13 protein-coding genes and 1 other RNA gene are annotated in these 13,795 nt (G+C 65.4%); 4 read left to right on the forward strand and 10 right to left on the reverse strand.

Annotated elements, in window-relative coordinates:
• Positions 1–77 precede the first annotated feature (77 nt).
• The 7 genes from cmk to gyrA form a co-directional block, all read right to left on the reverse strand.
• On the reverse strand, positions 78–764 hold the full coding sequence (cmk, locus tag AC3IFE_RS26060) for a (d)CMP kinase (protein ID WP_044844836.1): 687 nt from the start codon (positions 762–764) through the stop codon (positions 78–80).
• A gap of 13 nt (positions 765–777) precedes the next feature.
• Complete coding sequence (gene aroA, locus AC3IFE_RS26065; protein ID WP_089466931.1) at positions 778–2,082, reverse strand: 3-phosphoshikimate 1-carboxyvinyltransferase; 1,305 nt, start codon at positions 2,080–2,082, stop codon at positions 778–780.
• Positions 2,083–2,095: 13 nt separating this feature from the next.
• The gene (locus AC3IFE_RS26070) at positions 2,096–3,022 is read right to left on the reverse strand and encodes a prephenate dehydrogenase (protein WP_489192905.1); all 927 of its coding nucleotides are present in this window, start codon (positions 3,020–3,022) and stop codon (positions 2,096–2,098) included.
• Positions 3,023–3,208: 186 nt separating this feature from the next.
• Positions 3,209–4,291, reverse strand: coding sequence for a prephenate dehydratase (gene pheA, locus AC3IFE_RS26075; RefSeq protein ID WP_034206715.1), 1,083 nt, complete (start codon positions 4,289–4,291; stop codon positions 3,209–3,211).
• Positions 4,292–4,324: 33 nt separating this feature from the next.
• Positions 4,325–5,407 carry a 3-phosphoserine/phosphohydroxythreonine transaminase gene (gene serC, locus AC3IFE_RS26080; protein ID WP_489192907.1) on the reverse strand — a complete coding sequence of 361 codons (1,083 nt, stop codon included), beginning with the start codon at positions 5,405–5,407 and terminating at the stop codon, positions 4,325–4,327.
• Positions 5,408–5,561: 154 nt separating this feature from the next.
• Entirely contained in the window at positions 5,562–6,161 is a 600-nt protein-coding gene (locus AC3IFE_RS26085) for a DUF2059 domain-containing protein (protein WP_006486966.1), read from the reverse strand.
• An 83-nt stretch (positions 6,162–6,244) separates the two neighbouring features.
• Positions 6,245–8,848 (reverse strand): DNA gyrase subunit A, encoded by a 2,604-nt coding sequence (gene gyrA, locus AC3IFE_RS26090; protein WP_489192910.1) that lies wholly within the window; start codon positions 8,846–8,848, stop codon positions 6,245–6,247.
• A 555-nt stretch (positions 8,849–9,403) separates the two neighbouring features.
• Between gyrA and ompA the strand changes: the two genes are divergently transcribed.
• From ompA to ssrA, 4 genes are all read left to right on the forward strand, one after another.
• Positions 9,404–10,072, forward strand: coding sequence for an outer membrane protein OmpA (gene ompA, locus AC3IFE_RS26095; RefSeq protein ID WP_006476579.1), 669 nt, complete (start codon positions 9,404–9,406; stop codon positions 10,070–10,072).
• 152 nt (positions 10,073–10,224) lie between these two features.
• On the forward strand, positions 10,225–10,923 hold the full coding sequence (ubiG, locus tag AC3IFE_RS26100) for a bifunctional 2-polyprenyl-6-hydroxyphenol methylase/3-demethylubiquinol 3-O-methyltransferase UbiG (RefSeq protein ID WP_301739505.1): 699 nt from the start codon (positions 10,225–10,227) through the stop codon (positions 10,921–10,923).
• A gap of 13 nt (positions 10,924–10,936) precedes the next feature.
• Positions 10,937–11,650, forward strand: coding sequence for a phosphoglycolate phosphatase (gph, locus tag AC3IFE_RS26105; protein ID WP_489192913.1), 714 nt, complete (start codon positions 10,937–10,939; stop codon positions 11,648–11,650).
• Positions 11,651–11,667: 17 nt separating this feature from the next.
• Positions 11,668–12,037, forward strand: a transfer-messenger RNA (tmRNA) gene (gene ssrA, locus AC3IFE_RS26110).
• Positions 12,038–12,317: 280 nt separating this feature from the next.
• Here ssrA and AC3IFE_RS26115 read toward each other — a convergent pair.
• The 3 genes from AC3IFE_RS26115 to AC3IFE_RS26125 form a co-directional block, all read right to left on the reverse strand.
• The gene (locus AC3IFE_RS26115; RefSeq protein ID WP_489192915.1) at positions 12,318–12,671 is read right to left on the reverse strand and encodes a DUF4148 domain-containing protein; all 354 of its coding nucleotides are present in this window, start codon (positions 12,669–12,671) and stop codon (positions 12,318–12,320) included.
• Positions 12,672–13,025: 354 nt separating this feature from the next.
• On the reverse strand, positions 13,026–13,295 hold the full coding sequence (locus tag AC3IFE_RS26120; protein WP_011544877.1) for a hypothetical protein: 270 nt from the start codon (positions 13,293–13,295) through the stop codon (positions 13,026–13,028).
• Positions 13,296–13,462: 167 nt separating this feature from the next.
• On the reverse strand, positions 13,463–13,795 hold a 333-nt coding region (locus AC3IFE_RS26125), incomplete at its 5' end, for an ATP-binding protein (protein WP_489192917.1).

Below are 13,795 nucleotides of genomic sequence, written 5' to 3' on the forward strand. Positions count from 1 at the left end.
TCGAGGACCACACGGGGTTAAGGGTTCGAAACACGCTCCGCGCTTGCGACGCGGAGCACCTACCGCTGCCCGCCTTCTCAGGCGGGCTGGCCGAGCGCCCGGTACCACTGCAGCACCTGGTCGACGGCTTCATCGACCGAAAGCGCCGACGTATCGAGCAGCTTGGCATCTGCCGCAGGCTTCAGCGGCGCGGCTGCGCGATTGCTGTCGCGCGCGTCACGTTCACGAAGATCCCGGAGCAAGTCATCTATATTAGCAGAAAAACCTTTTTGCATCAATTGCTTATGCCGCCTGGCCGCGCGCGCCTCGGCGCTGGCCGTCAGGAACACCTTCAGCACGGCGTCCGGGAAGATCACCGTGCCCATGTCGCGCCCGTCCGCGACGAGGCCCGGCGTCTTGCGGAACGCGCGCTGGCGCGCGACGAGCGCGGTGCGCACGGGGCCGTGCACGGCGATCGCCGACGCGCGGTTGCCGACCGCTTCGGCACGAATGTCGTTCGACACGTCGACGCCGTCGAGCTGCGCGCAACCTTCACGGAACGTGATGTGCAGATCGTCGATCAGCTTCACCAGCGCGTCGATGTCTTCCGCGGCGATCCCGTAGCGCACGCTCGCGAGCGCGGCGAGCCGGTACAGCGCGCCGCTGTCGAGCAGGTGGAAGCCGAGGTGCGCGGCGACGAGCGCCGCGACGGTCCCCTTGCCGGAAGCGGTCGGGCCGTCGATCGTGATGACGGGGGTCGGGTGAAAGGGTCGGGTCGATTTCATCGGGTCAGTCGGGTCAGGCCTTGGCGAGCGCGGCGAAGCGGTCGAAATAGTCGGGGAACGTCTTGCCGACGCACTTCGGATCGTTGATCCGCACGGGCACGCCGCCCAGGCTGACGAGCGAGAAGCACATCGCCATCCGGTGATCGTCGTACGTATCGATCGCCGCGTTCGGCGTGAGCTTTTCCGGCGGCGTGACGACGAGATAGTCGGGGCCTTCCTCGACGATCGCGCCGACCTTGCGCAACTCGGTCGCCATCGCGGCGATGCGGTCCGTCTCCTTCACGCGCCAGCTCGCGATGTTGCGCAGCGTGCTCGTGCCGTTCGCGAACAGCGCCGCGACCGCGATGGTCATCGCCGCGTCGGGAATCAGGTTGAAGTCCATGTCGATCGGCTCGAGCTTGCCGTGATCGTGGCCGATGCCGCGCACGTCGATCCAGTCGTCGCCCATCGTCACGTTCGCGCCCATCTGCATCAGCGCGTTCGCGAAACCGACGTCGCCCTGGATGCTCGCCCGCCCGACGCCCTCGACCCGCAGCGGGCCACCGCCCAGCGCGCCGGCCGCGAGGAAGTACGACGCGGACGACGCGTCGCCCTCGACCATGATCCGCCCCGGCGAGCGGTAGCGAACGCCGGCCGGCACGACGAAACGCTGCCAGCCGTCGCGCTCGACGGTCACGCCGAAGCGCGCCATCAACCGGATCGTGATGTCGATGTACGGCTTCGAGATCAGCTCGCCGTCGACTTCGACGACGGTCCTGCCGTCCTTCGCCTTCACGAGCGGCAACGTCATCAGCAGCGCGGTGAGGAACTGGCTCGACACGTCGCCGCGCACGCGGATCGGCGCATCGACCGAAATCGTCGCGGGCTTGATCCGCAGCGGCGGGTAGCCTTCGTTCAGCTCGTAGTCGATCTGCGCGCCGATCTGGCGCAAGCCGTCGACGAGATCGCCGATCGGCCGTTCATGCATGCGCGGCACGCCGTGCACGCGATAGTCGCCGCCGTTTACCGCGAGCGCGGCGGTCAGCGGCCGGACGGCCGTGCCCGCGTTGCCGAGAAACAGGTCGGCCGTCTTCGCGGTGAATGCGCCGCGCGTGCCGGCGACCACACAGGTGTCGCCGTCGCGCGCGAGCTTCACGCCGAGCTTTCCGAGTGCGTCGAGCATCACGCGCGTGTCGTCGGAGTCGAGCAGGTTGGTGATCGTCGTTTCGCCTTCGGCGAGCGCCGCGAGCAGCAGCACGCGGTTCGAAATGCTCTTCGAGCCGGGCAGGCGCACGGTGCCCGAAGCGCTGGAGTACGGGCCGAGATCGAGGTAGTCCATGGGAATCGTCCTGTTATTTCTTGACCGGTTCGGCGGCGGGCGCGCCGCCGCGCTCCTGCCATGCCTTGCGTGCGGCGCGCGAGCGCGTGAATACGGCTTCGAGCGCCGCGCCGTCGCCGGCGTCGATCGCCGCGCGCAGCCGCGTGAGCACGCGCGTATAGCCGTCGAGTTCGTCGAGCAGCGCCGCGCGGTTCGCAACGCACACGTCGCGCCACATTTCCGGGTTCGACGCCGCGATGCGCGTGAAATCGCGGAAACCGCCGGCCGCGTACGAGAATTTCAGTTCCGCGTCGGCCTCGCCGAGAATCTGCTCGACGAGCGCGAACGACAGCACGTGCGGCAGATGGCTGATCGATGCAAATACGCGATCGTGCTGCTCGGTGCTCATCATGCGCACGTCGGCGCCGGTCGCGCGCCACATCGCGTCGATCCGGGCCACCGCGTCGGGCGCGTTCTCCGGCAGCGGACACAGCACGACGTTGCGGCCGACGTAGAGATCCGGCAACGCTGCCTCGACACCGCTCGATTCGCGCCCCGCGATCGGATGACCGGGCACGAACTGCGCGATCCGCTCGCCGAGCGCGTCGCGCGCGGCCGCGACGACGTCGGACTTGGTGCTGCCCGCATCGGTGACGATCGTCGCGCCGTCGAGCCACGGCGCGATGCGCGCGAGCAACGGGCCCGTCTGCGCGACGGGCGCGGCCAGCAGGACGAAATCGGCGCCGGCGAGCGCGTCGCGCAACTGCGCGTCGTCGTCGAGCGCCGCCGCGCGGTCGATCACGCCGAGCGACAGCGCGCGCTCGACCGACGCACGCGAACGACCGACGCCGGCGATCTCGCCCGCGCCGCCCGGCGCGCGCTCGCGCAGCGCGCGGGCCAGCGATCCGCCGATCAGGCCGACGCCGAAGATGACCAGTTTGTTGAATGCAAAGCCTGACACGACAAGAGCCAAGTTACGCGCGCGAAACGACGCCCCGCACGCGGAATTCCAGATTCCGGGCAACGGGCCCGCACCCGGCGCAACTTGCGCCAGATACCGCCCGAACCCGCCTTCGACAGCGCCGATCGGCCTGCCCTGCCCGCCCGGCCGCCCCGCCTGCGCCAAGCATGCGACGGCCGCCGCGCGTCAGCGTGCGCGAGGATACGAACCGAGTATCTTCAGGAACGCGGCCTTCTGGCCGAGTTCCGCGAGCGCGGCCGCCACCGCCGCATCGTCGCGATGCCCTTCGATGTCGATGTAGAAGTAGTACTCCCACGTGCCGACGCGGGCCGGACGCGACTCGAAGCGCGTCATCGACACGCCGTGCCGCGCGAGCGGCTCGAGCAGCTTGAACACGGCGCCCGGCTCGTTCTTCACGGACACGATCAACGACGTCTGGTCGTGACCGCTCTGGCCGGCCGGCTGCTTGCCGACGATCACGAAGCGCGTGCGGTTGTGCGGATCGTCCTGAATCAGCGAGAACGCGATCTGCAATCCATAGTGTGCGGCCGCGCGATCGCCGGCGATCGCCGCGACGGTCGGGTCGGCCGCCGCGAGGCGCGCGGCCTCCGCGTTGCTCGCCACGGCCTGCCGCTCGAGCTGCGGCGCATTCGCCGCGAGCCACTGCTGGCATTGCGCGAGTGCCTGCGCATGCGCGCAGACGCGCTTCACGCCGTCGAGCGTGCCGCTCTGCGTGAGCAGGTTGTGATGGATCGGCAGCGCGAGTTCGCCGCTGATCACCAGTTGGGTCTGCAGCAGCAGGTCGAGCGTGCGCGATACGGCGCCTTCGGTCGAATTCTCGACCGGCGCGATACCGAACGCGGACGCACCGGCCTCGACCGAGCGGAACACCTCGTCGATCGACGGGCACGGCAGCCCTTCGATCGACTGCCCGAAATACTCGAGCATCGCCTGTTCGCTGTACGTGCCGACCGGCCCGAGGAACGCGACGTGGATCGTCTGCTCGAGCGCGCGGCTCGCCGCCATGATCTCGCGCCAGATGGCGCTGATGTGCTCGCTCGCGAGCGGCCCGGCGCTCATGTCCTGCAGCCGCGCGATCACCTGCAGCTCGCGCTCCGGCCGGAACACCGGCGCGTTGAAATGCTTCTTGACCTCGCCCACCTCGAGCGCCACCGCGGCGCGCTGGTTCAGGAGCGCGATCAGCTGCGCGTCGATCGCGTCGATGCGGTCGCGCAGCGGTTTCAGGCGGGAATTCAGTTCGTCGTCCATGCGTTTTGCCGTGCTGTTTGAACCGCGCCGCCGTCAGGCGCCGCGCTGCTCGAAGTCCTTCATGTACTCGACGAGCGCCTTCACGCCCTCGAGCGGCACCGCGTTGTAGATCGACGCCCGCATGCCGCCGACGGACTTGTGGCCCTTCAGCTGCAGCAGCCCGCGCGCCTTTGCGCCGGCAAGGAAGTCTTCGTTGCGCGTTTCGTCGGCCAGGAAAAACGGCACGTTCATCCGCGAACGCGCTGCCGGCTCGACCTTGTTCAGATAGAAGCTGCTCGCGTCGATCGTGTCGTAGAGCAGCTTCGATTTTTCGATGTTGCGAGCCTCGATCGCTTCGAGGCCGCCCTGCCGCTTCAGCCACTGGAACACGAGGCCCGCGATGTAGATCGCGTAGGTGGGCGGCGTGTTGTACAGCGAATTGTTCGCGGCGATGGTCTTCCATTCGAACGCGGACGGGCAGATCGACAGCGCGCGATCGAGCAGATCCTCGCGCACGATTACGACCGTCACGCCGGCCATCCCGATGTTCTTCTGCGCGCCGCCGAACAGCACGCCGTACTTCGCGACGTCCATCGGGCGCGACAGGATGTGCGACGAGACGTCCGCGACCAGCGGCACGTCGCCGAGATCGGGGATCTCGAACGTCTCGACGCCATCGATCGTCTCGTTGGTGCACAGATGCACGTAGGCCGGATCGTCCGACAGCTGCCACTCGGCGCGCGCGGGCGCACGCGTGAAGCCGTCTTCCGTCTTGCCGCTCGCGGCCAGATGCGGCGTGCAGAACTTCTTCGCCTCGTTGAACGATTTCTGCGACCACGAACCCGTCACGACGAAGTCGGCCGTCTTGCGCGCGCCGAGCAGGTTCATCGGCACGATCGCGTTTTCCGCGATGCCGCCGCCCTGCAGGAACAGGATCCGGTGGCTCGCCGGCACGTCGAGCAGGTCGCGCAGGTCGGTCAGCGCGGCCTCGTGGATCGACATGAATTCCTTGCCGCGATGGCTCATCTCCATCACGCTCATGCCGCTGCCGTGCCAGTCGAGCATTTCGTCGGCGGCCTGCCGCAGCACTTCCTCGGGCATCGCCGCAGGGCCGGCGGAGAAATTAAAGACGCGCATCGTGAAAACCTCGGGAGGGACGCGACCGGCTTGCGCCGGCAGACCGCGCCAGAAAAGAAACGGCCGCTTGCGCTCGCGCGCAAACGGCCATTATCGCACTGTCGTCAGGCTCCCGCCAAACCCGGCCGAACGGCCGGGGGCGCGCCCGGACAGCTTACTTGCCCGGCTTGACTGCTGCGACTTCCTTGTCAGCCTGCGTACGCGTTGCCTGGATCGCTTGCGGCATGTACTTCTGCATCAGGCCGTTGACCACGTCGCGACCGACCTGATCCTGAACCTGGATGAACTTGCGGCCCGTCGGGCTCTTGTAGAACGTCGTCAGATCCTTGATCTCCGACGTGCTGTAGTACTTCGCGTATGCGTCGTACTGAGCCGACATCGCGTCGCTCTGGAACTGCTGCGTGCCGAACACCTTGCCCGCGCCGTCGACCAGCTTCGGCACCGCGTTCTTCTGCAGCGTCGGAACGGCAGCCTGCTTCTGCTTGTCGTTCAGCGTCTTGTTTTCCGACAGCGCGTCCGACAAGATGGCCGGCACGAGCTGCTTCGCCTGCATTTCGGCGCTGTTGCCGATTGCCGACACGAGCTTCGGCGCGTCGATCGCGTCGAGCAGATCCTTGATCGCTGCCTTCTTGTCGGCGTCGATCGGCGCAGCTGCCGCCGGAGCAGCCGGTGCGGAATTCGACAGCGCTTGCGCCATCGCAAACGTCGGCACCAGTGCAGCCAGCAGAACCAGTTGCTTGAATTGCTTTTGCATCATCACTCCCTTTTGGAAATATGAATGGTTGCTCGCCGGCCGCGGCGCTTTGCGCCCGCGGCGGCCAGAGTCTCATCCGTTCTTCAGGCTTCGCCGTCCGACGCCTCGTCGGCCTCGCCCTCTCCCTCTTCGGCCTCCGCGATCTGCTGCAGGCCAGAGAGCTTCGTACCCTCATCGAGACTGATGAGTGTAACACCTTGCGTGGCGCGACCCATCTCGCGTATCTCGGAAACACGGGTGCGAATCAACACGCCGGCCGTCGTGATCAGCATGATCTGATCCTCGGCGTCAACGAGCGTAGCGGCCACGACCTTGCCGTTGCGCTCGGACGTCTGGATCGCGATCATACCCTTGGTGCCGCGGCCATGGCGCGTGTACTCGGTGATCGGCGTGCGCTTGCCGTAGCCGTTTTCGGTGGCGGTGAGCACGGTCTGCTCCTCGCTGCCCGCGACCAGCATCGCGATGACCTGCTGCCCGTCCTCGAGCTGCATGCCGCGCACGCCGCGCGCCTCGCGCCCCATCGGACGCACGTCGTTCTCGTCGAAACGCACGGCCTTGCCGGAGTCCGAGAACAGCATCACGTCGTGCGCGCCGTCGGTGATCGACGCACCGATCAGGTAGTCGCCGTCGTCGAGGCCGACCGCGATGATGCCTTTCTTCATCGGGCGGCTGAACGCTTCGAGCGGCGTCTTCTTCACGGTGCCGAGCGACGTCGCCATGAAGATGAACTTGTCGGCCGAGAATTCCTTGACCGGCAGCACGACGTTGATCTTCTCGCCTTCCTGCAGCGGGAACATGTTGACGATCGGGCGACCGCGCGAGTTGCGCGAACCCTGCGGCACTTCGTAGACCTTGACCCAGTACACGCGGCCGCGATTCGAGAAGCAGAGGATGTAGTCGTGCGTGTTCGCGATGAAGAGCGTCTCGATCCAGTCGTCTTCCTTCATCTGCGTCGCCTGCTTGCCGCGGCCGCCGCGCTTCTGCGCACGGTACTCGGACAGCGGCTGCGACTTCACGTAGCCCGCGTGCGACATCGTGACGACCATGTCCTGCGGCGTGATCAGATCCTCGGTGTTCAGCTCGGTCGCGTTCAGCTCGATCCTCGAGCGGCGCGCGTCGCCGAATTCGGCCTTCACCGAGGTCAGCTCGTCGCCGATCATCGTCGTGATCCGCTCGGGGCGCGCGAGGATGTCCAGCAGGTCGGCGATCTGTGCCATCACGTCGCGGTACTCGCCGATGATCTTGTCCTGCTCGAGGCCGGTCAGGCGCTGCAGACGCATCTGCAGGATTTCCTGCGCCTGCGTGTCGGACAGGCGATACAGCCCGTCGGTCTGCATCCCGAACGCCGGGTTCAGGCCTTCCGGACGGTACGCGGAACGGCCGCCGGCCGCCGCGTTCTCACTCTCGGCGCGCGTCAGCATCTCGCGCACGAGCGACGAATCCCACGGCTTGGCCATCAACTCCTGCTTCGCGATCGGCGGCGTCGGCGCAGCCTTGATGATCGCGATGAACTCGTCGATGTTCGCGAGCGCGACCGCGAGACCTTCGAGCACGTGGCCGCGTTCGCGGGCCTTGCGCAGTTCGTAGATCGTGCGGCGCGTCAGCACTTCGCGTCGGTGCGACAGGAAGCACTGCAGGATTTCCTTCAGGTTCAGCAGCTTCGGCTGGCCGTCGACCAGCGCGACCATGTTCATGCCGAACGTGTCCTGCAGCTGCGTCGCCTTGTACAGGTTGTTCAGCACCACTTCCGGCACTTCGCCGCGCTTGAGCTCGATCACCACGCGCATGCCGCTCTTGTCGGACTCGTCGCGGATGTCGGAAATGCCTTCGAGCTTCTTTTCGTTGACGAGCTCGGCGATCCGCTCGAGCAGCGAGCGCTTGTTCACCTGGTACGGCAGCTCGTCGACGATGATCGCCATCCGCTGACCGCGGTCGATCTCCTCGAAGTGCGTGGCCGCCCGCATCACGACGCGGCCGCGCCCGGTGCGATAGCCGTCGCGCACGCCGGCGACGCCGTAGATGATGCCGGCCGTCGGGAAGTCCGGCGCGGGGATGATCTCGATCAGCTCGTCGATCGTCGCCTCCGGGTTGCCGAGCAGATGCTGGCACGCGTCGACGACTTCGTTCAGGTTGTGCGGCGGGATGTTGGTCGCCATGCCGACCGCGATGCCCGACGAGCCGTTGATCAGCAGGTTCGGAATGCGCGACGGCAGGACCGACGGCTGCATTTCGTTGCCGTCGTAGTTCGGCTCGAAATCGACCGTTTCCTTGTCGATGTCGGCGAGCAGCTCGTGACCGATCTTCGCCATGCGAATTTCGGTGTAACGCATCGCCGCGGCATTGTCGCCGTCGATCGAGCCGAAGTTGCCCTGCCCGTCGATCAGCATGTAGCGCAGCGAGAAATCCTGCGCCATCCGCACGATCGTGTCGTAGACCGCGGTATCGCCGTGCGGGTGGTATTTACCGATCACGTCGCCGACGATACGCGCCGACTTCTTGTACGCGCGGTTCCAGTCGTTGTTCAGTTCATGCATCGCGAACAACACGCGCCGGTGCACGGGCTTGAGGCCATCGCGGACATCCGGGAGGGCACGTCCGACGATCACGCTCATCGCGTAATCGAGATACGAACGGCGCATTTCCTCCTCTAGGGAGGTGGGCAGGGTCTCTTTGGCGAATTGATCCATGTATCCGTATCGTTTCGGAGCGAAGACGGCGAACGCCTTTCGCGTGGGCGCTGCATGCGCAACGCAACGCGAGATTCTAACATGCGCCCATCAGCCGCCAATCCGCCTCCCCCTCTATATGTAAACAGCAAAAATCGCGGCCGCGACGAATCGGCCGACATCATCGGTCGGAATCCGCACCGGCGAAATGGCACGCGACGCGACGTCGAAGGCGATCGCATCCGCCATGTTTCCCGCGCACGAGTAAACAACTGCACGCGATCGCGCGATTTCGCCGCCCTGCTCTTGACAATCTCTAAAAGTTACGGCAGGCCGGTGTTGCGCATGCACCACAAAGTTGAAGCGATCTTGGGGTGGGGAGGATTTTTTTTCGTAGGAAGGGAACGATATGGCAAAATGCCAACGCACTGAAAGTTAGACGCTGCTCGAAGTCTACACAGAGCGGTGCCGCGTTTTTTGTGCCGCACCAATGTTATACTTCGAGCAATGTATGACTTGTCACCGTCAACAGGCTCGCAGTAAACCTGCGGTAATCTCAATTTCGAGAGGAGAAATATGAATAAACTTTCAAAGCTCGCGTTCATTGCAGCTACCGCAGTTATGGCTGCATCCGCTTCGGCACAGTCGGTGCCGGCGTCGCGTCAAGCCGTCAATGACAACTGGGTGAACGGCACGGGCGAATGGGTGTGGATGAACGGCACGAACGAGCTCTGCTGGCGCGATGCGTTCTGGACGCCGGCCACCGCCAACGCGAAGTGCGATGGCGCACTGGTCGCCCAGGCACCGCAGCCGCCGGTCGCTCCGGTCGCTCCGGCCATCACGAGCCAGAAGATCACGTATCAAGCTGATGCACTGTTCGACTTCGACAAGGCAACGCTCAAGCCGCTGGGCAAGCAAAAGCTGGACGAACTGGCTTCGAAGATCGAAGGCATGAACACGGAAGTGGTCGTCGCAACGGGCTACACGGACCGCATCGGTTCGGACAAGTACAACGACCGTCTGTCGCTGCGCCGTGCGCAAGCCGTGAAGTCGTACCTGGTCAGCAAGGGTGTGCCGGCCAACAAGATCTACACGGAAGGCAAGGGCAAGCGCAACCCGGTTACGACTGGCTGCAACCAGAAGAACCGCAAGCAACTCATCGCCTGCCTCGCACCGGATCGCCGCGTGGAAGTCGAAGTGGTTGGTACGCAGCAAGTGCAGAAGACGACCGTTCCGGCAAACTAAGCCGCGGTTTTCGACTGCTTCAAAGCCCCGCTCCGGCGGGGCTTTTTCATTGACGCCCGTCCAGGCGCTCGCTGGCCTCGTCGTCCGCCCGCTTATATACTCGGGGCTGACGCACCGAAGCACCGCCCTCCTCTCGTAGCCCGTTTGCCGACATGACCAACGCCGATCCGCACGAACTCCAGAAATTCAGCGACCTCGCCCACCGGTGGTGGGATCCGAATGCCGAATTCAAACCGCTGCACGACCTGAACCCGGTCCGGCTCGGCTGGATCGACGCGCATGCGCACCTGGTCGGCAAGCGCGTGCTCGACATCGGCTGCGGCGGCGGCATCCTGTCCGAATCGATGGCCGGACTCGGCGCCCAGGTGAAAGGCATCGACCTGTCGACCGAAGCGCTCGGCGTAGCCGACCTGCACAGCCTCGAAAGCGGCATTTCGGTCGATTACGAGGCGATCGCCGCCGAAGCGATCGCCGCGCGCGAACCGGGCACCTACGACGTCGTCACGTGCATGGAGATGCTCGAGCACGTGCCGTCGCCCGGCGACATCGTGGCCGCGTGCGCGACGCTCGTGAAGCCGGGTGGCTGGGTGTTCTTCTCGACGCTGAACCGCAACCTGAAGTCCTACCTGTTCGCGGTGATCGGCGCGGAATACATCGCACAAATGCTGCCGAAGGGCACGCACGATTACGCACGCTTCATCCGCCCGTCGGAACTGGCCGGCTTCGTGCGCGCGACGGATCTGCACATCGCCGAGATCAAGGGCATCACGTATCACCCGATCGGCAAGCGCTTTGCGCTGTCCAACGACACCGACATCAACTACCTCGTCGCATGCCGACGCGGCGCATGACCTTTTGACCGGCATGACGACTCCCCTTTCGACCGCGCGGATCGCAGACGAACCGCGCCTGTTGCACTGCGATGCGGTCCTGTTCGATCTGGACGGCACGCTCGCCGACACGGCGCCCGATCTCGCGGCAGCCGTCAACAAGATGCAGCGCGAGCGCGGCCTGCCCGAAACGTCGATCGACGTGCTGCGGCCGCTGGCCTCGGCCGGCGCGCGCGGGCTGCTCGGCGGCGCGTTCGGCATCGATCCGCACACGCCCGGCTACGAGGCGATGCGCGACGAGTTCCTGGCCAACTACGCGGCCGACCTCTGCGTGCATACGACGCTGTTTCCCGGCATCGGCGACGTGCTCGACGAACTCGATGCGCGCGCGGTGCGCTGGGGCATCGTCACGAACAAGGCAATGCGGCTCACGGCGCCGCTCGTCGAACTGCTCGGCCTCGCGCCGCGCGCGGCCTGCATCGTCGGGGGCGACACAACGCCGCACCCGAAGCCGCATCCGGCCCCGCTGCTGCATGCGGCCGACCAGCTGACGCTCGCGCCCGCGCGCATCGTCTACGTCGGCGACGACCTGCGCGACATTCAGGCCGGCAGCGCCGCCGGGATGGCCACCGTCGCGGCCGCGTACGGCTATTGCGGCGACGGCGTCGCGCCGGCCGACTGGCAGGCCCAGCACCTCGTCGACACGACGCAGGAACTGCAGGCCCTGCTGCGCGATGTTGGGCTATAATGATCGATCTTATCCGCGGGGGCGACCTGGTTTCGACAGGGGTTGTGAAGCGGCTAGGGCATGTCGAGGACCCGTCACCTCGTTAATCAATGGGAAAATCGTAACTGCAAACGACGATACGTTCGCACTGGCAGCCTAAGGGCCGCCGTCCTCTGCCTAGTTCACTGACGGGCTAGTGTCGCAAGACCGGTAGCAATACCGCCAGAGGTCATTTACGTCAGTTAAGCCCTGTCGGCGTCGCGACGCCAGGGTCGAAAATCTAGCGAATCGCCGTAGTGCAGCGTGTTCGTCCGCGTCGCTGCGGTTAAATCAAAAGACTGGACTAAACATGTAGAACTAGTCGTGGAGCGCTTCTGGACGCGGGTTCGATTCCCGCCGCCTCCACCAAATTCCGCGCTCGTCGCACGAACCCCGCATGACGCCAGTCTGCGGGGTTTTTTGTTGCCGGCGAAACGCGCACGCCTGCCTCCTCCCCTTCCGAAAAAGCGCCCAGCCGCGGATGGGCCGGGCGGAATGCCGCCGGTATCGGCGGCCGGAGGTGACCGATGTTTCTGCCGCGCCCGGGCCATCATCGATTGCGCGGGCGGCGGCCGGCCCGGCGGCCAGGCTTCGGGCAACGCACGACGCGTCGCCGCGCCCGCGCCGCCCATACCGGGCGATGTGCGGCTTAGCTGCCGCGATACAGCGACTTCATTTCTTCCGCGCTGGCCGGGCGTACGCCCATTGCTCGCGAACCCGACGCCGATGCGCCCTGTGCCTGCGCACCGTAGCCACTGGCGTCGGCGCCTTGCGCTTGTGCGAGCGCACCGCGCTGCTGCTCCGCGATACGCGCCGTTGCGGCCTGGATGGCTTCCGGATAATGCGGATCCTCGCCGCGGGCGGTGTTGTAACCGGCCTGCTGGAGTTGAACCAGTTCGGCACGGACCTGCGCACGGGTGATCGTCGAACCCGACTGGGCGAACGACACGACCGGAGCAACGAGAGCTGCAGCAACGACGACGGCTTGAACGAGCGATTTCATGATGACCTACCTCCAGATTTGTCTGATTCGGCGGTGAACACCTTGATCAGCGCCGACAAACCGAAGTTTATGTAGGTGGATGCTTAAGAATAAGGCAGGTTTCAGGAAGACAGCCTTCCTGATTTACGGGTTAACCCTGAATTGCTTTCGGCGCGGCGTCGGCAAACGGCGGCCTCCTCCATGCTTGCATGGCACGAACGCTCGCCGAAAAGCACGAGCCCCGCGAAGCGACGGGCTTCGCGGGGCTCGAATCGAGCGGGATGGGGAGGAAACGTACGCAGCGTCTGTCAGTTGATCAGGTCGCGGCGCAGAAGACAGACGCCCCGCTCGGAGCGCCGACACGCTGCCTGCGCGTTACCGGGTATCCATCGGGCACTTCAGGTTGCAGCCGTTCGGGTCGCCCAGGTCACCCTTGCGGCGCAATGCGGACTTCTTGCCGCTCTGGTATTTCTCCGACGGCGCCGACGCCGCGAACGGCATCTGCGGATGTTCGTTCAGGCGGAACTGTTCGCTCAGGATGCCGCCGGGCACACCCGGAGAATTCTGCGCGAACGCCAACGGAGAAGCGACGACCAGCAGCCCCGCGGTCAACGCTGCCGCGGCAAGGGGAACGGAAAATTTCATGGCGGGATGACGCCTGAACGGCGTGCTTGTTGGAACGTTGATCAAGCGGCAAGCGTAGCGCAAATCCCCCGCTGCTGCAGCGCGGTTCGATCGCTGTAGATCGTCAACTACTTTGGCCGGTCGAGCGTCAATTACCTTGGCCGGTTGGATGGGGTAATTGTCGTTAGTCAGGTTTCTGTAATTGTCGTTTCCTCCTGTTCGGTTTCGGGTAATTGTCGCCGCCGCGGACGCTTGTTGTCGCTGGCATTGCGACGGCGGTAGCTTTCGACGTTCAGTTCAAAGATGGTGGAGTGATGCACCAGCCGGTCAATCGCGGCGACCGTCATCGACGGATCGGGGAACACGTCGTTCCAGCCCGAGAACGGCTGATTGGCCGTGATCAGCAGACTGCGACGCTCGTACCGCTCGGCAATCAGCTCGAACAGCACGCTCGTTTCGGCCTGGTCCTTGCGCACGTACGCATGTCGACCGTGTCGAGGCCCGTCCACTCGTGCAGGATC

The organism is Burkholderia sp. APQ4-4ca, assembly GCF_057837105.1.

Coding starts and splice junctions, on each gene's coding strand:
- cmk (WP_044844836.1), bottom strand. CDS start 764: ATGAAATCGACCCGACCCTTTCACCCGACCCCCGTCATCACGATCGAC.
- AC3IFE_RS26085 (WP_006486966.1), bottom strand. CDS start 6,161: ATGCAAAAGCAATTCAAGCAACTGGTTCTGCTGGCTGCACTGGTGCCG.
- serC (WP_489192907.1), bottom strand. CDS start 5,407: ATGCGCGTCTTTAATTTCTCCGCCGGCCCTGCGGCGATGCCCGAGGAA.
- pheA (WP_034206715.1), bottom strand. CDS start 4,291: ATGGACGACGAACTGAATTCCCGCCTGAAACCGCTGCGCGACCGCATC.
- gyrA (WP_489192910.1), bottom strand. CDS start 8,848: ATGGATCAATTCGCCAAAGAGACCCTGCCCACCTCCCTAGAGGAGGAA.
- aroA (WP_089466931.1), bottom strand. CDS start 2,082: ATGGACTACCTCGATCTCGGCCCGTACTCCAGCGCTTCGGGCACCGTG.
- AC3IFE_RS26115 (WP_489192915.1), bottom strand. CDS start 12,671: ATGAAATCGCTCGTTCAAGCCGTCGTCGTTGCTGCAGCTCTCGTTGCT.
- AC3IFE_RS26120 (WP_011544877.1), bottom strand. CDS start 13,295: ATGAAATTTTCCGTTCCCCTTGCCGCGGCAGCGTTGACCGCGGGGCTG.
- ubiG (WP_301739505.1), top strand. CDS start 10,225: ATGACCAACGCCGATCCGCACGAACTCCAGAAATTCAGCGACCTCGCC.
- gph (WP_489192913.1), top strand. CDS start 10,937: ATGACGACTCCCCTTTCGACCGCGCGGATCGCAGACGAACCGCGCCTG.
- ompA (WP_006476579.1), top strand. CDS start 9,404: ATGAATAAACTTTCAAAGCTCGCGTTCATTGCAGCTACCGCAGTTATG.